General features: G+C 69.6%; 17 protein-coding genes. 10 read left to right on the forward strand and 7 right to left on the reverse strand.

From position 1 onward, the window contains the following. Positions 1 to 298: 298 nt before the first annotated feature. From E3O18_RS13195 to E3O18_RS13215, 5 genes are all read left to right on the forward strand, one after another. The gene (locus tag E3O18_RS13195) at positions 299 to 1,585 is read left to right on the forward strand and encodes an MFS transporter (RefSeq protein ID WP_198410925.1); all 1,287 of its coding nucleotides are present in this window, start codon (positions 299 to 301) and stop codon (positions 1,583 to 1,585) included. A gap of 154 nt (positions 1,586 to 1,739) precedes the next feature. Then, positions 1,740 to 2,579 carry a DUF4397 domain-containing protein gene (locus tag E3O18_RS13200; RefSeq protein ID WP_134395643.1) on the forward strand — a complete coding sequence of 280 codons (840 nt, stop codon included), beginning with the start codon at positions 1,740 to 1,742 and terminating at the stop codon, positions 2,577 to 2,579. A gap of 28 nt (positions 2,580 to 2,607) precedes the next feature. Next, complete coding sequence (locus tag E3O18_RS13205; protein ID WP_134418294.1) at positions 2,608 to 3,267, forward strand: class F sortase; 660 nt, start codon at positions 2,608 to 2,610, stop codon at positions 3,265 to 3,267. Positions 3,268 to 3,296: 29 nt separating this feature from the next. Then, entirely contained in the window at positions 3,297 to 3,953 is a 657-nt protein-coding gene (locus E3O18_RS13210; protein WP_241978194.1) for a sigma-70 family RNA polymerase sigma factor, read from the forward strand. Further along, positions 3,940 to 4,818 carry an anti-sigma factor gene (locus E3O18_RS13215; RefSeq protein ID WP_134418295.1) on the forward strand — a complete coding sequence of 293 codons (879 nt, stop codon included), beginning with the start codon at positions 3,940 to 3,942 and terminating at the stop codon, positions 4,816 to 4,818. The genes E3O18_RS13210 and E3O18_RS13215 overlap by 14 nt, the downstream gene beginning before the upstream one ends. 19 nt (positions 4,819 to 4,837) lie before the next feature. On the opposite strand, the gene hpaD is transcribed toward E3O18_RS13215, so the two are convergent. From hpaD to E3O18_RS13250, 7 genes are all read right to left on the reverse strand, one after another. After that, complete coding sequence (gene hpaD / locus E3O18_RS13220; RefSeq protein WP_134395640.1) at positions 4,838 to 5,914, reverse strand: 3,4-dihydroxyphenylacetate 2,3-dioxygenase; 1,077 nt, start codon at positions 5,912 to 5,914, stop codon at positions 4,838 to 4,840. An 82-nt stretch (positions 5,915 to 5,996) separates the two neighbouring features. Continuing rightward, positions 5,997 to 7,517 (reverse strand): 5-carboxymethyl-2-hydroxymuconate semialdehyde dehydrogenase, encoded by a 1,521-nt coding sequence (hpaE, locus tag E3O18_RS13225; RefSeq protein ID WP_134395701.1) that lies wholly within the window; start codon positions 7,515 to 7,517, stop codon positions 5,997 to 5,999. A gap of 33 nt (positions 7,518 to 7,550) precedes the next feature. Next, positions 7,551 to 8,510, reverse strand: a complete 960-nt coding sequence (dapA, locus tag E3O18_RS13230) for a 4-hydroxy-tetrahydrodipicolinate synthase (protein ID WP_134395639.1) — start codon at positions 8,508 to 8,510, stop codon at positions 7,551 to 7,553. A 113-nt stretch (positions 8,511 to 8,623) separates the two neighbouring features. After that, a complete protein-coding gene (locus E3O18_RS13235; protein WP_134395638.1) occupies positions 8,624 to 9,373 on the reverse strand; it encodes a GntR family transcriptional regulator in 750 nt (249 codons plus the stop codon). Continuing rightward, a complete protein-coding gene (locus tag E3O18_RS13240) occupies positions 9,370 to 10,953 on the reverse strand; it encodes a fumarylacetoacetate hydrolase family protein (protein ID WP_134418296.1) in 1,584 nt (527 codons plus the stop codon). Before E3O18_RS13240 ends, E3O18_RS13235 begins: the two co-directional genes overlap by 4 nt. Positions 10,954 to 10,966: 13 nt before the next feature. After that, positions 10,967 to 12,322: an MFS transporter gene (locus E3O18_RS13245; protein ID WP_134418297.1), complete on the reverse strand. Its 1,356-nt coding sequence runs from the start codon at positions 12,320 to 12,322 to the stop codon at positions 10,967 to 10,969. Between the two features lie 215 nt (positions 12,323 to 12,537). Beyond that, entirely contained in the window at positions 12,538 to 13,275 is a 738-nt protein-coding gene (locus tag E3O18_RS13250) for a helix-turn-helix domain-containing protein (RefSeq protein WP_134395635.1), read from the reverse strand. Between the two features lie 621 nt (positions 13,276 to 13,896). On the opposite strand from E3O18_RS13250, the gene E3O18_RS13255 reads away from it, so the two are divergent. From E3O18_RS13255 to E3O18_RS13275, 5 genes are all read left to right on the forward strand, one after another. Beyond that, positions 13,897 to 14,598, forward strand: coding sequence for a hypothetical protein (locus E3O18_RS13255; protein ID WP_134418298.1), 702 nt, complete (start codon positions 13,897 to 13,899; stop codon positions 14,596 to 14,598). Between the two features lie 322 nt (positions 14,599 to 14,920). Then, positions 14,921 to 15,718 (forward strand): RNA methyltransferase, encoded by a 798-nt coding sequence (locus E3O18_RS13260; RefSeq protein ID WP_134395633.1) that lies wholly within the window; start codon positions 14,921 to 14,923, stop codon positions 15,716 to 15,718. 267 nt (positions 15,719 to 15,985) lie between these two features. Further along, a complete protein-coding gene (locus E3O18_RS13265) occupies positions 15,986 to 17,314 on the forward strand; it encodes a thiolase family protein (protein ID WP_134418299.1) in 1,329 nt (442 codons plus the stop codon). Position 17,315: 1 nt separating this feature from the next. Beyond that, positions 17,316 to 18,155 (forward strand): SDR family NAD(P)-dependent oxidoreductase, encoded by an 840-nt coding sequence (locus E3O18_RS13270; RefSeq protein ID WP_134418301.1) that lies wholly within the window; start codon positions 17,316 to 17,318, stop codon positions 18,153 to 18,155. Between the two features lie 112 nt (positions 18,156 to 18,267). After that, complete coding sequence (locus E3O18_RS13275) at positions 18,268 to 19,317, forward strand: iron ABC transporter substrate-binding protein (RefSeq protein ID WP_134418302.1); 1,050 nt, start codon at positions 18,268 to 18,270, stop codon at positions 19,315 to 19,317. Positions 19,318 to 19,447 lie beyond the last annotated feature (130 nt).

Below are 19,447 nucleotides of genomic sequence, written 5' to 3' on the forward strand. Positions count from 1 at the left end.
GGGCCGGCCCGGACATCCGCGCTGGTTCCGCACTGGTCCGGGGCGGCCGGGCCACCGGGCGACGGATGTCCTGAGTTGGCCACACGCGCGAGCTCGGCTCGACCTGGCCCTGTCCCTGACGAATTCGACGGAGATTGTGCCCATAACCGCGTCCAACACTCCGAAAACCCGCTCATATCGCAAAATCTCCGTCGAATTGGTTCGGAGCCGGCGGGGGAGTGAGCCCCGGCGCCTCCCCTAGGCTGGGGGTGTGCGGGCCTCGCTGCCGAGGCCGCCGAATGCCGACCGGGGGACCGTCATGACAACCGACATCCAGGATGCGATGGGTTCGGTTTCGACAGGTTCGACCACCGGATCCGGCTCGTTCACCGGCGCCCGGGGCAGGAAGTACTGGCTGGCGCCGGCCGCCGCGATCTTCGCCGTCGCCTGGGGCGGCAACGAATTCACCCCACTGCTGGTGATGTACCGACAGGCGGACGGGTTCTCCAACCAGCTGGCGAACCTGCTGCTCGGGGCCTACGTACTCGGCATCATCCCGGCGCTACTGATCGCCGGCCCGCTGTCGGACCGGTTCGGCCGCCGACCGCTGATGCTGCCCGCGCCCTGGGTCGCGATCGCGGGGAGCGTGCTGCTGGCCCTGTCCGCGGGCAATGTGCCCATGCTGCTGGCCGGCCGCATCCTCTCCGGCGTCGCCCTCGGCCTGGCCATGGCCGTGGGCACCAGCTGGGTGAAGGAACTCTCCGCGAGACCGTTCGACTTCGGGGCCGACCGTTCCTCGGGGGCACGACGGGCGACCATCGCGCTGTCCCTCGGTTTCGCACTCGGCGCGGCGAGCTCCGGAGCGCTGGCCCAGTGGGCGCCGTTCCCCGGCGTGCTGCCGTACGCGGCGCACACCGTCATCGCCGTGCTCTTCGGCCTTCTCCTGTTCGGCACCCCGGAGTCCCAGGGACGGGGCATCGCGGCCGGGGCCCTGCCGGCCGTCCACCCGGCCATCTCCCCGTACCCGCGGTTCCTGCTCCTGATCGTGCCGGTGGCGCCGTGGGTCTTCGGAACGGCCACGACCGCCTACGCCATCCTGCCGGCGCTCGCCGCGACCGAGATCCCGTCCGCGCCGGTGGCGTTCGCGGCCCTGCTCTGCGTGGTGGCTCTCGTCGCGGGAGCGTCGCTGCAGCTCTTCAGCCACCGCATCACCGCCGGGCACAATGCCCGAGGCATCATGTTCGCGCTGTTGCTGACCGTCGGGTCGCTGCTGCTCGCATCCGTCGCCGTGAGCCCACCCGTGCTCTGGCTGATTTTGCCGGCGGCGGCCCTGCTCGGCGCCGCGTACGGCCTGCTGATGGTGTCGGGGCTGCAGGAGGTGCAGCGGATCGCGCCGCCCGACCACCTCGCCCGGCTGACCGCGATCTACTACGGCATCACCTACCTGGGGTTCTTCGTGCCGTTGGCGCTGTCCCTGCTCGAGCCGTGGCTCGGCTACCCCGCGATGTTCGCGGGCGGGGCCGCGTTCTCGGCCGTGTCGCTGGTGGTGGTGATGCTGGTCTTCCGCCGGGACATCTCCCTGCATCGCGCCGCGGCGAGCCGATGAAATCGCGCGCGACCTGCAGCCCGCAAAAAAGTTTTACAGAGATTTCCATGCATGTGCATCCGTTTGGGGACGTGCGAGAGAAGTAGGGGTTAGAGAGGTTTCAAGAATCTCTTCAGAGTGACCCACTCACAGACCCATTACGCAGGAGGAAACGATGCACAAGTCCCTCAAGATCGGAATGACGGCCAGCGCTCTCGGTGCTCTCGTCGCCCTCGGCGGCCTCGCTCCGGCACAGGCAGCCGAAGACGTCGCGAAGCTGTCCGTGTTCCACGGAGTTCCCGGCCTCACCGTCGACGTCTACGTGAACGACAAGCTAACCCTGGACGACTTCAAGCCCGGCGACCTCGCCGGTCCACTCGACCTCGCACCCGGCACCTACAAGGTGGCCATCACCGCGTCGGACGCAGCGGATGCCAGCGCACCTGCCATCGGCCCGGTCGACCTCCCGCTCGAAGCCGGCAAGAACTACACCGCCGCCGCGCACCTCGACGAGGCCGGCAAGCCCACGGCGTCACTGTTCACCAACGACATCTCGCAGCTCGCCGCCGGGGAGGGCCGCCTGACGGTTCGCCACGTGGCAGCAGCCCCCGCGGTCGATGTTCTCGCCAACGGAGCCGTTGCGATCACCGCCCTGGTGAACCCGAAGGAATCCGTGCTCACGTTGCCGGCCGGCACCATCTCGGCCGCCGTCGCCGCTACCGGAACGACTGACCCGGTGATCGGCCCGGCAGACGTCAACGTCGCAGAGGGCACGAACACGATCGTCTACGCGTGGGGCAGCCTGACCGACAAGAACCTGGCCCTGGCCGTTCAGACCATCGACGGGCTTCACTCCAACCCGGACAGCATCCCCGCCGGTGAGGCCGGTCTCGTCGCCACCAACCAGGCGGACGACTCCACGGGGCTCATGGTCGGTGGCTTCGCCGCCGCGCTGATGGGTCTGGTCGCCGCCGCCGTCGTCGGTGTGCGTCGCCTGTCCGCGGCTCGCCGCTAGTCACTCCAGTCAGAAAGGGAGATCCACAATGAGAGCCACAGCGGGCAATTTCACAGTGCTCGCTGTGGCTCTCGCCCTGCTCACGGGCTGCAGCAGCGCCCCGAGCACATCATCGCCCACGGCCTACGTTCCCCCGACGAACGCAGCGCCGACTCCGACGCCGTCGGCCCCGCTGCCCGTCGCCGAGGTCGACGTGCCGACCGTCAGTTCCTCGCTGGATCAGAACCAGACCCCGCAGGCCCGGCCGCCCCAGACCATCCGAGTCGACTCCCTCGGAATCGACATGGCAATCGAGTCCGTCGGTCTGGCCGACGACGGGGCGATGGAGCTGCCAAAAGACCCCTCGCTCGCCGCCTGGTATCGCTTTGGACCGTCACCGGCCAGCACCACCGGCGCGACCGTGATCGCCGCCCACGTCGACTCCCTGATTTACGACATCGGACCGTTCGCCCAGCTCGCCTCGGCGCGTGCGGGCACCGAGATCGTGGTGACCACCGACGACGGTCAGGAGCGCCGCTATTCCGTGGAATCCGTTCAAACCGTGGCCAAACAGGATGTGCCCTGGGACTCGATCTTCGACCGGTCCGGTCCCAACCGGCTCACCCTTGTGACCTGCGGCGGCGAATTCGACTACGACGCCCGCACCTATCTGTCCAACGTAATCGTCTCGGCGAGTCCAATCGCATGACCCAGGCACCATGACGCAGAGGGGTGGCTATGCTGGTCATCACGGTGGTCGAGGCTTGCTCTCCGGCGGAGTCTGACATGTACGACCTCCCGATGCGCTCACCAACCGGGGGACACCGATACGACGTGACGGCACTCACCGGCGAAGATGACCACGCCCAGCTCGTTCTCGCGTTTCGAGCGGGAGACGAACGTGCGCTCGCCGAGGCCTACGCCCGCTGGTCATCCTTCGTCTACACGATCGCCGTTCGTTCGCTCGGCGATCCCGGCGAAGCCGAAGACGTCACCCAGAAGGTCTTCATCGCCGCCTGGCGCGGGCGGGACGGATTTGATGCGTCGCGGTCGCCTCTGCCGGCCTGGCTCGTCGGGATCACCCGGCACACCGTTGCGGATGCCCACGAGGCCCGCTCACGACGGCGGCGGGTCGAGGAGGCTGTCCTCGTTGACACCGCGCTCAGCCAGACCGACGAATCCGCCGACATCGCGGATCGTGTGCTGATGAGCGACGAACTTCGCCGGCTCGGACCCGTTCCGCAGCAGGTGATGCAGCTGGCCTTCTACGACGATCTCACGCACACCCAAATCGCCGATAACCTCGGATTGCCGCTCGGCACCGTTAAGAGTCACATCCGCCGAAGTCTTTCGAGACTGCGCACCAGATTGGAGGCGAACGATGACACACATTGACCGGGAAAACCTTGCTCTCATTGCAATGACGGAGTTCGACCTCACCGAACCCGAACGCCAGCACCTGTCGGAATGCCCCGAGTGCTCACTGGAACTCATCGCCCTGCAGAACACCGCCCATGTCGGCCGGTCCGCGCGCAGCGTGCAACTCGTGGAGCCCGGCGATCGAGTCTGGGCCGGCATCCACGCCGCCCTCGGCCTGTCCGACGCCGTGGCCGCCACCCCCGGGCGCAGCGACTACGAGGCAGCGGACCAGCCCCCTGCAGCGGACCAGCCCCCTGCAGCGGACCAGCCCCCTGCAGCGGACCAGCCCCCTGCAGCGGTCGAGCCTGTCCAGACCCCTGCACCGGTGGCCGAGTCTGTCGAGACCCCGTCCGCCACGGTCACCGACATCGGCTCCGCCCTGCGCCCCCTCCCACGACGCCGCAACTGGGTGCCGATGGCCGTGGCCGCCGGCATCGCCGGGCTGCTCGGCGGCCTCGGCGGCGGCATCTGGTGGCAGTCCACACAGCAGCAGGAACCCGCGCCGGTGCTACTCGCCGAGGCCCAGCTGGACCCGTACCCCGGCTGGGACGCCGCCGGCAGCGCCTACGTCGCGAAGACGGCCGACGGCCACCGGGAGGTCGTGCTCGACGTCACCGGGGTGGGCACCGACACCGATCTGCGCGAGGTGTGGCTGATCGAGGCGGATGCGTCCGGGCTGATCAGCATCGGACTGCTCGACGGTGAGTCCGGGCGCTTCGCTATCCCCGACGGCGTCGACCTGTCGCAGTACCCGTTGGTCGACGTCTCCGCGGAACCCGACGACGGCGACCCGCAGCACTCCGGCGACTCGATCCTGCGCGGGGAACTGCGCACGGCCTGACACCACCCGCACGTGAGTGTCAGAGCGTATTGCCGAGCTTGAAGCCGTGCTCCACGTCGTTCTTGCGGGTGTACGAGAACCCGTCGGCACCGACCGTGACGGCCATCTCGCTGGACTCGGTGCGGGCGATGACCGGCTGGGGGTTGCCGTCCAGGTCGAGCACCAGGGAGGCATCCGTGTACCAGCTCGGCACGACCGCGTTGCCCCACCAGTCGCGGCGCTGGTTGTCGTGCACGTCCCAGGTGACGACGGGGTTGTCGGGGTCGCCGGTGTAGTAGTCCTGGGTGTAGATCTCGACCCGGTGGCCGTCGGGGTCGCGCAGGTAGAGGTAGAACGCGTTCGAGACGCCGTGGCGGCCGGGGCCGCGCTCGATGACGTCCGACATTCGCAGGGCGCCGAGCTTGTCGCAGATGTAGATGATGTTGTGCTTCTCGTGTGTGGAGAAGGCGATGTGGTGCATCCGCGGGCCGTCCCCGCCGGTCAGGGCGGTGTCGTGCACGGTGTCCTTGCGGCGCATCCAGGCCGCGTAGGTGACGCCGTCTTCGTCCTGGATGTCTTCGGTGACGCGGAAGCCGAGGTCCTCGAGGTAGCCGCGGCCGAGGCCCACGTCGGGGGTGACCTGGTTGAAGTGGTCCAGGCGCACGAGGGCGCCGGGACCCTGCAGGTCGTAGCGCCAGGCCAGGCGTTCGACGTGGTCGACCGAGTAGAAGAACTCGTAGGGGAAGCCGAGCGGGTCCTCGACGCGCACGGAGTCACCGACACCCTTCACGAACCCGTTGATGCGGCGTTCGGTGCGGCAGCCGAGCTCCTGATACCAGGCCTCGGCCAAACCCACGTCTTCGGGGGCGCGCACCCGGAAGGCCATCGCGGCGACCGCGGCGACCGGGCCCTGGCGCAGCACCAGGTTGTGGTGGATGAACTCCTCGAAGCTGCGCAGGTAGATCTCGGTGTCGCTCTCCTCGGTCACGACGAGGCCGAGCACGTCGACGTAGAATGCACGCGAGCGGGCCAGGTCGGTGACGACGATGTCCATGTAGGCGCAGCGCAGGATGTCCGGCGGGGTCGCGGTCGGCGTGGGGATGGGGGTGGTGGTCATGGAATCCTCCTCATTGAGATGTCGCGGTGGTCGAGCGTGTCGGTGGTCGAGCGTGTCGGGACCCGGGACCCGGGACCCGAGATCAGTGGGCGCCGAAGCGGGCGGTGTGCACAGGCCCGAGGGAAACGTGAACGGCCTGCTGCTCGGTGTAGAAGTCGATCGAGCGGTAGCCGCCCTCGTGGCCGAGGCCCGAGGCCTTGACCCCGCCGAACGGGGTGCGCAGGTCCCGAACGTTGTGCGAGTTGAGCCAGACCATGCCCGCCTCGATCGACTGCGCGAAGGTGTGCGCCCGGGTGAGGTTGCTGGTCCAGATGTATGCGGCCAGGCCATACTTGACGCCGTTGGCCAGCTCGAGGGCCTCTTCGTCGGTGTCGAACGGTGTGATCGCCACGACCGGTCCGAAGATCTCCTCCTGGAAGATGCGGGCCGTCGGGGCGACATCCGCGAACACGGTCGGAGACACGTAGTTGCCCTCCGGCAGGTTCTGGGGGCGGCCGCCGCCGGCGAGCAGGCGGCCCTCGCTCTTGCCGATCTCGACGTAGCTCATCACCTTGGCGTAATGCTCGGGGTGCACGAGCGCGCCGACCTCGGTGGCAGGGTCGTGCGGGTCGCCGACCACGATGTGCTGTGCCCGGGCCGCATAGCGGGCGCAGAAGTCGTCATAGATCGGGCGTTCCACCAGGATGCGGCTGCTGGCGGTGCAGCGCTCGCCGTTGAGCGAGAACACCCCGAACAGGGTCGAGTCGAGCGCGGCATCGAGGTCGGCGTCGGCGAAGACCACGGCGGGGGACTTGCCGCCGAGCTCCATCGACATGCCCTTGAGGTTCGCGGCGCAGTTGCGGTAGATGGTCTGACCCGTGGTCGTCTCGCCCGTGAACGAGATGAGCGGGACATCCGGATGCTTGACCAGTGCGTCCCCGGCCTCCTCACCCAGCCCGTTGACCAGGTTGAAGACCCCGTCGGGCAGCCCGGCGGAGCGGAAGATCTCCGCCCACAGGCTCGCCGACAGCGGTGTGAACTCGGCCGGCTTGAGCACGACCGTGCAGCCGGCGGCCAGTGCGGGGGCGAGCTTCCAGCTCTCAAGCATGAACGGGGTGTTCCACGGGGTGATCAGCCCGGCCACGCCGACCGGTTTGCGGAAGACGTAGTTGATCTGGCTGCCGGGCACCTGGTAGGTGTCGTCGGTCTGCGCCACGATCAGGTCGGCGAAGAAGCGGAAGTTCTCGGCCGCCCGCTTGGCCTGGCCGAGAGCCTGGGTGATCGGCAGGCCGGTGTCGAACGTCTCGAGTTCGGCGAGGCGGGCATCCTGGGCCTCGACGGCGTCGGCGATCTTGTTCAGGATGCGGGAGCGTTCGCGCGGCTTCATCCTCGGCCACGGCCCGGTCACGAAGGCGTCGGTCGCGGCGGCGACGGCGAGGTCCACGTCTTCCTTCTGGCCGGCCGCGGCGGTGGCGTAGGTCTGGTTCGACACCGGGTCGAGCACGTTGAAGGTCGCGCCGGAGACACTGTCGACGAACCGGCCGCCGATGTAGTGCTGGATGCGGGTCGGCAGGTTCTCGGGCACATGCTGCGCGCGGGTTCTCGTGGTGGTTGCGCCGGTCATGGCGGTCTCGGTCATGGCGGTCTCGGTCATGGCTCAGGCTGCTTTCGGGGTGAAGCCGGCGACAGTGAAGCCGTCGACGGGGGAGAGGTACTGCTCGCCGGCGGCCAGGAGCGTCTGCATTTTGGCGATGCCCGCATCCGTCGGCGTGATCAGCGGCGGGCGCACGAAGCCGCTCTCGATCAGGCCGCGCTGCTCGAGCACCCATTTGCCCGGGGCCGGGTTCGTCTCGACGAAAAGCAGGTCGACGAGTGGGTGCAGGCCGTAGTGGATGCGCCGGGCCGTCTCGATGTCGCCGGCCATCCACGCGTTGTACATCTCGACGTGCGCGACCGGGGCGATGTTGCTTGTGGCGCTGATGTATCCCACGCCACCGAGGGCCAGCAGGGGCAGGCAGAGCAGTTCGATGCCGCTCCAGACCAGCAGTTCGGGGCCGCAGAGCTGCAGCACCCGGGAGAAGTGCTCGAAGTCCTTGGTGGTCTCCTTGACGCCGACGAAGTTGTCGAAATCGCGGTAGAGGCGGGCGATGGTCTCCGGGGCGATGTCCACGGCTGTGCGGCTGGGCACGTTGTAGGCGACGATCGGCAGGTCCGGAAACTCCTCTGCCACGGTCTTGTACCAGACGTAGAGGGCTTCCTGGGTGGGGCGGGCGTAGTAGGGGGTGATGATCAGGGCGGCGTCGACGCCGGCGTCCCGGGCCGCGGCGGTGAGCTCGAGGGTCTCGTCGAGCTTGGCCGAGCCGGTGCCGGGCATGAACGGCACCCGGTCGCCGACCGCGGCGGCCACGGTGCAAATCGCGCTGGCGCGCTCGGCGATGGTCTGCGAGCTCGGCTCGCCGGTGGAGCCGCCGAGTGAGATGCCGTGCGTGCCGGAGGCGAGCTGCCAGTTCACGAGGTTGGTGAGGCCGGCGTGGTCGACGGCGCCGTCGGCCGTGAACGGGCTCATCAGGGGCGCGATAGAGCCCGTGATCTGACTCGGGTCGGTGCGGAACTTCATTGTTCTTCCTTTCGAGGGCATCGGATGCGTTCGCGACTGTTGCCGAATCGGACGAGTGTTCCCGGTGTGCGGGCAACAGTCGTCCGTTACGGGAACAGTTGCGGGATTGGCTGTCAGGGGGCGGAGGCGGAGGGGGCGGCGTGCTGCTGGGCGAGGAAGGCGTTCAGGGTGCCGAGTCGGTGGTCGCGCGCGGCAAGTTCGATCTGCAGGGGATCGGCGCCGTCCTCGATCAGGTCGAGCAGCGCGGTGTGCTCGGCGACGGACTCGTGCGCCCGGCCGGGCACGAAGCTGAACGTAGATTCGCGCAGGGTGCCGAGCCGGCTCCAGCCCCGCTGCACCAGGTCGAGGATGTGCGCATTGCTGCAGGCCTCGAACAGGGCCGAGTGGAACTCGCGGTTCAGGCTGGTGAAACGCACCGGGTCGAAGTGGTGCAGGCACTCGTCCATCTCCGTGTTGATCTCCCGGGCGCGCAGCAGCGTTTCCGGGTCGAGTCGCGGCGCCGACAGGGCGGTGGCGTAACCCTCGACGAGGGCCAGCGTCTGCATCGTGTGGGTGTACTCGGTGACGTCGAGCATGGCCACCTGGGCGCCGACGTTGCGCTCGAACGTGACCAGACCCTCCGCCTCCAGCAGACGGATAGCCTCCCGCACCGGCACGGTGCTGACACCGATCTCCCGGGCGATCTGCCCGAGCACCAGGCGGTAGCCCGGGCTGAAGCTGCCGTCGGAGATGCGGGCCCGGATCCATCGGTGGGCGAGCTGCGCCTTGCTCAGCGACGCCTCCGCGCCGGTAGTCGGGACGCCGGCCGAGCTAGCTGAGCCAGCTGCGACGCCTGCCGAGCCAGCCGAGACCGAGGCCGTCATGCCTGCTCCTCCAGCCAGACCCGATACCGGGCCTTCCATTCGGCGTTCATCGGGTAGAGCCCGTCGACGCCGTGCCCGGCCGAGACCATCGCGGCGATGAAGGTCTCCTCGCGTTCCTGCACGATGGCTGCGGCGACCACCTCCTCAACCAGGTGCGGCGGGATCACGATCAGCCCGTCGGCGTCCCCGACGATCACGTCGCCGGGCTGCACGGATGCCCCGCCGCAGGCCACGGTCAGGTCCGTGTCCCACGGCACGTGCCGGCGTCCGAGCACGGCAGGGTGCGGTCCGGCGTGGTAGGTGGGGATCTCCAGGGCGGTGACGGCCGCCAGATCGCGCACACCGCCATCCGTCACGATGCCGGCCGCGCCCCGAATCTGGGCGCGCAGGGCGAGGATGTCGCCGACCGTGCCCGTGCCGCGCTCGCCGCGGGCCTCGATCACGAGCACGTCGCCCGGCCCGAGCGAGTCGAAGGCGCGCTTCTGGGCGTTGTAGCCGCCGCCGTGCGCCTCGAACAGGTCCTCCCGCGCCGGAATGTACCGGAGTGTGCGGGCCCGGCCGACGAGACGGGCGCCCGGCCGGGTCGAGCCGAGGCCGTCGATCGACACTGAGTTGAGCCCGCGCTTGCGCAACTGGGCGCTGAGGGTGGCGGTGCCCACACTGTTGATCCGGGCCGTGAGCTCGGGGGTGAGGGCGAACGGCGGGGGCGTCTGCTCCGCTGTAGGTGCGGTGACGGATGCCGGCGCGAGCCCGGCCGCCTCCGCCGAACCCCACGCCTCGGTGCGCTGCAGATCGTCGACCCGCGGGCCGGCCCCGAACGCGCCGAACGGCACCGTGCCCTGCCGAATCGGGCTGACGAGGCGACCGGTGCGGGGTGCGCCCGGGGCGCCTGGGGCATCCACCTCGACCTCGACGATGTCGCCGGGCACGACGACCGACGATCCGGCCGGCGTGCCGGTGAGGATCAGGTCGCCGGGCTCGAGCGTGAGCAGCTGCGAGAGGTCGGCGACGAGCCGGCCGAACCCGAAGAGCAGGTCGGCGGTCGTGTCCTCCTGTACGAGCGTGCCGTTGACCCAGGTGCGGATGCGCAGCGCTGCCGGGTCGAGGCCGGCCGCCGGCAGCAGCGTCGGCCCGACGGGGGTGAAGCCGTCGGCGCCCTTCGAGCGCAGGTTCGAGCCCTTGTCGGCGTAGCGCAGGTCGTACACGCCGAAGTCGTTGGCGCAGGTCACGTGCGAAACCGCCGCCCATCCCTCCTCGGGCGAGACGCCGCGGGTGCGGCGCCCGATCACCAGCGCGATCTCGCCCTCGAACACCAGCAGCTCGCATCCGTCGGGCCGTTCCACCGGCGTGCCGCTGGAACTCTGCGACGACGCCGGCTTGAGGAAGTACGACGGCTGCTCCGGCGTGCGGCCGCGCTGGGCGGCCCGGCTCGGGTAGTTGAGGTGCACTGCAATGATCTTGCCCGGTGGGGCGAGATCGGTGGTGGCGGTGACGCTGCTCCCCGCGCTGCTGCTTGCGCTGACGTCTGCTCTGCTGCTTGCGCTGACGTCGGAGGCGCCCACGGAGGTCGAGTTCGGCATGTTTTGCGGCTTTCTAGTCGTGCTGGGAAATGCCGAGCGGGACTCCACGGGTTTCCCTCACCACGGAGACCGCGACGAAGGAGATCGTGGCCAGCACCATGATGTAGATGCCGATCGACGGTGACCAGGCGGTCTCGTCCAGCAGCAGCTGCGCGATCAGGGGGGCGAACGCCCCACCGAGGATGGCACCCATGGCGTAGCCGATGGACACGCCCGAGTAGCGTACCTGAGCCGGGAACATCTCCGCGTAGAGCGCCGCCTGTGGGCCGTACGAGAAGCCGAGCCCGCTGGCCAGCACGACGAGCGCCACCGTGAACCAGAGGATCTCTCCGGTGTCGATCAGCAGGAACATCGGGACGGCCCAGAGGAACAGCCAGGCGTAGCCGAACTGGAACGTGCGGATGCGCCCGATCTTGTCGGACAGGATGCCGCCGATCATCGTCGACGCGAGCCAGAACACGGCGGCGATGGTGCTGGCCAGCAGCACGGGGGAGCGTTCCATGCCCAGGCCGCCGGCCTCGACCGGTTTGGTGGCGTAGGAGGAGAAGAACGCGATCAACAGGTAGCCGGCGGCGTTGTTGGCGATGAAGATCAGGGCGGTCAGGACGACCTGGCGCCAGTGGCCGCGGAAGAGCTGGCGGAGCGGGGCGGCCGATTCCTTCTTGCGATCCTGCATCTCTTTGAAGACGGGGCTCTCGTCGACCGAGCGGCGAATGATGAAGCCGACCACGATAAGCAGCACCGAGACGAGGAACGGGATGCGCCAGCCCCAGGCGAGGAAGGCCTCCTCGCTCATCGTGCTGGTCACCAGGAGCATGACGCCGGTGGCGAGGATGAGCCCGGTCGGCACGCCGATCTGCGGGTATGCGCCGAAGAACCCGCGCTTGTTGACCGGGGCGTGCTCGACGGACATCAGGGCGGCACCGCCCCATTCCCCGCCGGCCGAGAAGCCCTGCAGGATGCGCAGCACGATCAGCAGGATCGGCGCCCAGACGCCGATCTGCTCGAAGGTCGGCAGGAGGCCGATCAGTGCCGTGGCCGCGCCCATGATGACGAGGGTCAGCACGAGCATGGCCTTGCGGCCGAGGCGGTCACCGAGGTGGCCGGCCACGATTGCGCCCAGTGGGCGGAAGAGGAAGCTGATGCCGAGGGAGGCCCAGGCCACGAGCTGCGCCAGACCGGCGTTGTCGTTGGCGAGCGGGGCGAAGTACAGCCCGGCCAGCACGAGGCCGGCGGCCTGCGCGTAGATGAAGAAGTCGTACCACTCGATGGTGGTACCCACCATGGTGCCGGCAAGGACCCGGCGTTCCTCGTGTCGTTTCGCGGCGGTCGCTTTCGCGGCGCTCGTTCGGTCGGTCGTCAATGCCATGGAATACCCCTTTGTATTTCCCTGTGTGGTGCTGGAATCGTGCGATCTCGAAACGGTATCACAGATCGTATATTATCTACAGGGGTAGGAACGGGGTCGTCCGGGGGAGCCTGGATGGTGCCGCCGTCTCGTGGTCCGGATGCCACTGCGCGCCGGGCCGGACGCCGCCGTGCGCCGAGCCGGCGGCGCCCGCGTCTGGCCCGGTGCGCCGGCGATTAGCGCAGGTCGGCCGCGATTACGGCCGCGGCCGTCACGAGTCGCGCGCCGATCTCGGCATCACTCTGCCCGGTGCCGAGGTAGACGACCGCCAGAGCCGCCGGTGCCTCACCGGGCACGACCAGCGGCACCGCCACGGAGGCCAGCCCCGGAAGGACCTCGTCATGACTGGTGGCGTAGCCGCGTGCACGCACGTCGGCGGCCTCGCCGCGGCGGGCGCTCTCGCTGAGGTTCACCCACTGGGCCGCCGTGAGCAGGGACTGGATGGCAATCCCGGGGGCACCCCGGCCGAGCGGATGCCGCGTGCCGGGGCGCTGCGCGACGGTGGCGTGCGCCTGCCGCGGTTCCACGCTGACCAGGGTGACGACCTCCGCCCGGTCCAGCACGGTCACGAAGGCTGTCATCCCCAACTCGTTCGCGACGCTGGTCAGCTCGGGCAGCGCCGCGGCCTGCAGACCGCGGGAGACACCGCGGGCGAGCGCGGCCATCCGTGGGCCGAGGCGTACGGCGCCCGCGGCATCCCGGATCACGACCCCATGGTCCTCCAAGGTGCGCAATATTCGGTAGGCGATCGAGCGGTGCACGCCGAGGGCGGCGGCCACGTCGGCAATGGTCAGGGCCTCGTCGGCGTCGGCGAGAATCTCGAGCACGCGGATGCCGCGCGACAGGGTCTGCGAATGCGGCGCTCCGTTCGGGCCGTTGGCACTCGGCCCGCTGGGCTTGCTCTGCTCGCTCATCCCGTTACCCCGCTCATTGACGTCGACACGGTGCCATTCTCGCATTCGTGGTTCGTGGCCCCCGGTCGCCGCAGGAGCTATGCACTCGGAGTGTGTGCGCGTGCGCGTGCGTGTGTGTGTGTGTGTGTGTGTGTGTGGCCAACTCAGGAGATTCGGGTGCCGCGTGGCATCCGTCGCCCGGACCAGTGCGGGGAGTGAGGGGGTGCTGCGGCGCGTCTCCTGAGTTGGCCACACCACCATGTCGGCGTGCCCGCGTTCGCGGGTTCCCGGTCCTCGGGTCCGAATCCTCCTCGTGTATTACTCCCGCAAATTGTGGGGGGCCGTGTCGAGCCCCCGTTCGGGTCGTTCGGCGGCCCGGGCCGGCGACCCGCCAGAGTGCAGAACTTATGCCGGGTTCGCGGCGGCTAACTCAGGAGTTCTGGGATCGGTGCGGTCGATTCGGCCCGGGCCAGTGCGAACCCGTGCGCCACAGGTGGGGGATGGTGGTTTCGCCGCGGTGAATCTCCTGAGTTAGCCACACGGAGCGCTCTCGCCACGGTGCGCGCATCCGTGCGCTGCCGCCGCGCATCCGTGCGCTGACCGGCAAGACCCGCGGGGGAGACCGGCCTATCGTGATCCGAAATGACCGCGATCTGGGTGTCCGTGTGCCTGGTCGCCGCCGTCGCGGCGTCCGGCCTGGGTGCGGCGTGCGCGCTCGCCGGGCTCCGGATGCCGGGCCGCACCCTGGTCGCGGCTCCCGCCATGGTCGTCATGACCGTCTCGTGCGCCGACATGGTTCTGCCGGGCGTGCAGCTGCTCGGCTCCTTGGCCTGGGCGGGGCTTCTGGTCGGGGTGGCGCTGCTGGCTCTGCTGGACCGGCGTCACCGCATGCCCGCCGCGCATCACGCCGTATCGCTGCTGCTGATGTCCGTGATGTGGGTCGCGATGCTGCCGGCGGCGTCGACTGAGGCTTCGGTCGGCTCGGTCGGCACGGTCGCGGTGGCCGGCGCTGGCGCCGGAACCAGTGCCCCGGCCAGTGCCACCGCTGCCGCTGCGACCGCTGCCGCTGCGCCCGCTGCCGCTGGGCCCGCTGTGGGAAACGGCGCCCATGCCGGGCACGGGCGGGCGATCACCGACGGCGGAATGCTGCCGGCCGGGCTTGTGGTGCTGCTGGCTGCGGCATCCGTTGCCCTTGCGGCCAGCGCCGCGCGGTCGGCGCGCCGCCCGGCCGGGTCGGGGATCGAGCCGGCCACGCTCCGACTGGAGTCGGCCCAGCACCTGAGTATGGCGCTGGCGATGACGTTGATGGCCGCGGGGATGTTCCTGACGCTGACCGGTTACTGACGGATGCCGGGCGCCACCTGGCCGGGAGGAAGCCGCAGCCATGATCTCACCACCACACGACCGGGCCGACAGGACCGTACCGTCCCGACCGGCATCCTCGACCGTGCCGACACGTCGAGCGGTGCGGCTAACTCAGGAGATGAGCTGCGGCATCCGTAGATCGCTGCACTGTTCCGGGTGCCGGCTACCGTCCGCCGCCCGGATCTCCTGAGTTAGCCCCAGAGCGGCACGCCGGCCACTCGCCACCCGCATCCGACCGCCCGCCCTCGCAACCAGCCGCCCACGCCCGCACCCGCCACCGCCCCGCGATTAGACTGATCGGATGCCCGTCATCGAGATCAGCGACCTCAGCGATCCGCGGCTCGTGGACTACGCCCACCTCACCGATGTGGCCCTGAAGAAGGCGCGCGGCACCGAAAACGGCCTGTATATAGCCGAATCGGCATTGGTTCTCGAGCGTGCGCTGCGCGCCGGACACCGGCCGCGGTCGGTGCTCACACTCGGCAACACCGCCCCGGAGGCCCGCGCCCTCGTCGGCGAGGACGTGCCCGTCTTCGTTGGCCCGGGGGCGCTTCTCGCCGAGCTCACCGGCTACGTGCTGCACCGCGGCGTGATCGCCTCGATGCACCGGCCCGAGCTGCCCGACCCGGAGTCGCTACTCGCCGGCGCCCGCCGCATCGTGATCCTCGAGAATGTGTCCGACCCCACGAACGTCGGCGCGATCTTCCGCTCCGCCGGGGCCATCGGCGCCGACGCGATCCTGGTCACACCGCGCTGCTCCGACCCCTTCTACCGTCGCGCCATCCGCGTCTCGATGGGCACAGTGCTGCAGGTGCCCTGGACCCGCGTCGGCGACTGGCCGAGTACCCGCGCGCTGCTCACCCGGCACGGTTTCCACCTCGCCGCGCTCGCCCTGACAACGGATGCCGTGAGCCTGCGCGACTTCCCCGGGCACGAGCACGAACGGCTGGCACTGCTGCTCGGCGCGGAGGGTGAGGGGCTCACCCCGGACGCATTGGCGGCCTCCGACACCGTGGTGCAGATCCCGATGAAGCACGGCATTGACTCCCTCAACGTGGCCGCCGCCAGCGCCGTCGCGATGTGGGCGCTCTCGGGCTGACGTCCCGCCTGCTACACCCGAACCCGCGCGTCCCACCCGCTACACCCGAACCCGCGCGTCCCACCCGCACGCCCCTGTCCTGCCGGGTTTGTGGCCAACTCAGGAGATACGTCGGCCGCGTTCTGTGAGCCCCCGGACCAGTGCGGCGGGATCCGCCGGCCGATAGATTCCCCACCGGATCTCCTGAGTTAGCCCCACCCGCGGCCCGCAGCCCACACGCGCTCCTCGCTCCGCGCCGCGGCGGCACGGGAAGCCTAGGCTGAGGTCATGAGCAACGAGGCTGTCATTGTCGATGTCGTGCGCACCGCGTCAGGTCGAGGCAAACCGGGCGGCGCCCTCTCGGGCGTTCACCCCGCGGACCTGCTGGCCGGGGTGCTGAGCGAACTGGTCACCCGCAACGGGCTCGATCCCGCGCTCGTCGAGGACGTGATCGGCGGCTGCGTCAGCCAGGTCGGCGAGCAGGGCTACAACGTGACCCGCACCGCCCTGCTCAGCGCGGGCTTTCCCGACTCGGTGCCCGGCGCGACCATCGACCGGCAGTGCGGATCCAGCCAGCAGGCGGCCACGTTCGCCGCGCAGGGCGTGAGGGCCGGCAGCTACGACATCGTCATCGCCTGCGGCGTGGAATCGATGAGCCGCGTGCCGTTGGGCTCGTCGCTCGGCACGGCCCAGAGCCCGCAGAACCAGCAAGGCGGGCAGAGCCCGCAGAACCAGCAAGGCGGGCAGAGCCCGCAGAACCAGCAAGGCGGGCAGAGCCCGCAGAACCAGCAAGGCGGGCAGAGCCACCAGAACCAGCAGAGCGGACAGATCCCGAATCCGCACGGCACGCTGATGCGCGACCGCTACCCCGAAGGGCTCGTCAACCAGGGCGTCTCGGCCGAGCTGATGAACCAGAAGTGGAAACTGGGCCGCGGTGAACTGGATGCCTTCGCCGCCCGCTCACACCGCCTCGCCGCGGCCGCCGCCGAACGCGGCGATTTCGACGGCGAACTGCGGCCGACGACTCTGCGGGACGGCCGGGTCGTGGCCGCCGACGAGACCATCCGCCCCGGCACCACCCTCGACTCCCTGGCCGCCCTGCCGCCGGCGTTCCGCACCGACGCCCTCGCCGCCCGCTTCCCGAAACTCGACTGGCACATCACCGCCGGCAACTCGTCGCCGCTCACCGACGGCGCCTCCGCGGCTTTGATCATGAGCGCCAAGCGCGCCGCCCAGCTCGGCCTCAACCCGCGCGCCCGGTTCCACAGCTTCGCGGTGACCGGAAGCGACCCGCTCTTGATGCTCACGGGCGTGATCCCGGCGACCCGGCGCATCCTGGAGCGTTCCGGTCTCAGCATCGACGACCTCGACGCCTACGAGGTCAACGAGGCGTTCGCCACCGTGCCGCTGGTCTGGCTGCGCGAACTCGGCGCCGACCCGGCCCTGCTCAATCCGCGCGGCGGGGCCATCGCTCTCGGCCACGCGCTCGGCTCCTCGGGCACGCGGCTCCTCGGCACCCTGCTCAACCACCTCGAACTGACCGGCGGCCGCTGGGGCCTGCAGACCATGTGCGAGGGCGGCGGCATGGCCAACGCCACCATCATCGAACGGCTCTGAGATGCGCGTCGACGGATGCTCCGCCCTCGTCACCGGAGCCGCCTCCGGCCTCGGGCTGGCCACCGCCACCGCCCTGGCCCACGCTGGGGCAGCGGTCGTGCTGCTCGACCTCCCCGGCACCAGTGGGGAGCAGGCGGCGGTCGTGATCGGCGGCCGGGCGTGTTTCGTGCCGGGTGACGTCACCCGCACCGAGGACGTGCAGGCCGCCGTCGACGCCGCCGCCGCGATCGCCCCGCTGCGCATTGTGGTCAACTGTGCCGGCATCGCCCCCGGCCAGCGCACCGTCGACCGCACCGGGGCCCCGCTGCCGCTGGACGACTTCGACCGGGTCATTCGCATCAACCTCGTCGGCACGTATAACGTGATCCGGCTGGCCGCGGCCGCCATGCAGGCTACCGACCCGGTCGGCGGCACGGACGGAGCCCCCGGGACCAACGGCACGGACGGCGCCCCCGGCACGATCGACCAGACGGCCGCCACCGTCCCGGAGCGCGGTGTGATCGTGAACACGGCATCCGTCGCAGCCTTCGACGGGCAGATCGGCCAGGCGGCCTATGCCGCCTCGAAGGGCGGCGTCGCCGCGATGACCCTGCCGCTCGCCCGCGAGTTCGCCCGGTCGTTGATCCGGGTGGTGGCGATCGCGCCCGGCATCTTCGACACCCCGCTGCTTCAGGGGCTCCCCGCGAACGTGCGCGAGTCCCTCGCGGCGCAGGTTCCACACCCTTCCCGGCTCGGCGACCCGGCCGCGTTCGCCGCGCTCGTGCGGCACATCGTCGAGAACCCGATGCTCAACGGCGACACCATCCGGCTCGACGGCGCCATCCGGATGCCGCCCCGCTGACCGGGGCCGAGCCTGTGTATTCCCCTGCGGCCCCGACGACGCTGACTCTTTAGGGTAGGCTTACCTAAAAGAACTGTGGGTTCTGCCCGCACAACAGTAGGGACGCAACACGATGATCTTGACACGCCGATGGGCACTGCTTACCGCTATCGGAACGGTGGCCCTGCTCGGGGTGACCGGGTGCAGCGCACCCGAGGAATCCATTCCTGGTGCGACCGACGCGTCCACCCCGTCGGGTTCGATTACGGTCTACAACGCCCAGCACGAGGAACTGACCCAGGCTTGGGCCGACGAATTCACCGCGGAGACCGGCGTCACCGTCACGCTCCGCAACGGCGACGACTCGGAACTCGGCAACCAGCTCGTGCAGGAAGGCACCGCGTCGAAGGCCGACGTGTTCCTCACCGAGAACTCTCCCGCGATCAGCCTCGTCGACAAGGCCGGCCTGTTCGCCCCGGTCGACGACGCCACGCTGGCCCAAGTGCCCAAGCAGTTCCAGCCGTCCACCGGCACCTGGACCGGTATCGCCGCCCGCTCGACCGTGTTCGCCTATAACCCGAGCATGATCAGCGCGGACGAACTGCCGGCCTCGCTGCTCGACCTCGCCGACCCGGCCTGGGCCGGCCGCTGGGCCGCGTCGCCCTCCGGCGCCGACTTCCAAGCCATCGTCAGTGCGCTCCTCGAGCTCAAGGGCGAAGCCGCAACGAGCGACTGGCTCGCGGCCATGAAGGAGAACGCGGTCGTCTATAAAGGCAACAGCACCGTGATGAAGGCCGTCAACGCGGGTGAGATCCCCGGCGGCGTGATCTACCACTACTACTGGTTCGCAGACCAGGCCGGTACGGGCGAGAACAGCTCCAGCACCCAGATGCACTACTTCAAGAACCAGGATCCCGGTGCGTTCGTCAGCGTCTCCGGCGGCGGAGTGCTCGAGACCAGCGCGAACCCCGTGGCCGCTCAGGCGTTCCTCGCTTTCATCACCGGCAAGTCAGGCCAGGAAATCCTGAAGACCGGCACCTCGTTCGAATATCCCGTCTCCGACGCGGTCGATGCGAACCCCGCGATGGTGCCGCTCCGCGAACTCGACGCCCCCGTCATCGACCCGTCCAAACTCAACAGCACCAAGGTCACTGATCTGATGACCGAGGCCGGTTTCCTCTAGGCTGAAACTGGTGATACCTGCAGCCCCCTCGACCGCGAAACCGGCGCCCGACCCGTCGGACGCCGGTCGCGGAGCCATCGCCGAAACCGGCGCAACGGGGCCAGCGGGGCGCACGGATGCCGCCGTCCGG

It is taken from the genome of Cryobacterium sp. TMT2-42-4 (genome assembly GCF_004402645.1).
Lineage (GTDB): Bacteria > Actinomycetota > Actinomycetes > Actinomycetales > Microbacteriaceae > Cryobacterium > Cryobacterium sandaracinum.

Bases quoted from the DNA above. Each gene is read 5' to 3' on its own strand.
- E3O18_RS13195 (WP_198410925.1), top strand. From the start codon at position 299: ATGACAACCGACATCCAGGATGCGATGGGTTCGGTTTCGACAGGTTCG.
- E3O18_RS13200 (WP_134395643.1), top strand. From the start codon at position 1,740: ATGCACAAGTCCCTCAAGATCGGAATGACGGCCAGCGCTCTCGGTGCT.
- E3O18_RS13205 (WP_134418294.1), top strand. From the start codon at position 2,608: ATGAGAGCCACAGCGGGCAATTTCACAGTGCTCGCTGTGGCTCTCGCC.
- E3O18_RS13210 (WP_241978194.1), top strand. From the start codon at position 3,297: ATGCTGGTCATCACGGTGGTCGAGGCTTGCTCTCCGGCGGAGTCTGAC.
- E3O18_RS13215 (WP_134418295.1), top strand. From the start codon at position 3,940: ATGACACACATTGACCGGGAAAACCTTGCTCTCATTGCAATGACGGAG.
- hpaD (WP_134395640.1), bottom strand. From the start codon at position 5,914: ATGACCACCACCCCCATCCCCACGCCGACCGCGACCCCGCCGGACATC.
- hpaE (WP_134395701.1), bottom strand. From the start codon at position 7,517: ATGACCGGCGCAACCACCACGAGAACCCGCGCGCAGCATGTGCCCGAG.
- dapA (WP_134395639.1), bottom strand. From the start codon at position 8,510: ATGAAGTTCCGCACCGACCCGAGTCAGATCACGGGCTCTATCGCGCCC.
- E3O18_RS13235 (WP_134395638.1), bottom strand. From the start codon at position 9,373: ATGACGGCCTCGGTCTCGGCTGGCTCGGCAGGCGTCGCAGCTGGCTCA.
- E3O18_RS13240 (WP_134418296.1), bottom strand. From the start codon at position 10,953: ATGCCGAACTCGACCTCCGTGGGCGCCTCCGACGTCAGCGCAAGCAGC.
- E3O18_RS13245 (WP_134418297.1), bottom strand. From the start codon at position 12,322: ATGGCATTGACGACCGACCGAACGAGCGCCGCGAAAGCGACCGCCGCG.
- E3O18_RS13250 (WP_134395635.1), bottom strand. From the start codon at position 13,275: ATGAGCGAGCAGAGCAAGCCCAGCGGGCCGAGTGCCAACGGCCCGAAC.
- E3O18_RS13255 (WP_134418298.1), top strand. From the start codon at position 13,897: ATGACCGCGATCTGGGTGTCCGTGTGCCTGGTCGCCGCCGTCGCGGCG.
- E3O18_RS13260 (WP_134395633.1), top strand. From the start codon at position 14,921: ATGCCCGTCATCGAGATCAGCGACCTCAGCGATCCGCGGCTCGTGGAC.
- E3O18_RS13265 (WP_134418299.1), top strand. From the start codon at position 15,986: ATGAGCAACGAGGCTGTCATTGTCGATGTCGTGCGCACCGCGTCAGGT.
- E3O18_RS13270 (WP_134418301.1), top strand. From the start codon at position 17,316: ATGCGCGTCGACGGATGCTCCGCCCTCGTCACCGGAGCCGCCTCCGGC.
- E3O18_RS13275 (WP_134418302.1), top strand. From the start codon at position 18,268: ATGATCTTGACACGCCGATGGGCACTGCTTACCGCTATCGGAACGGTG.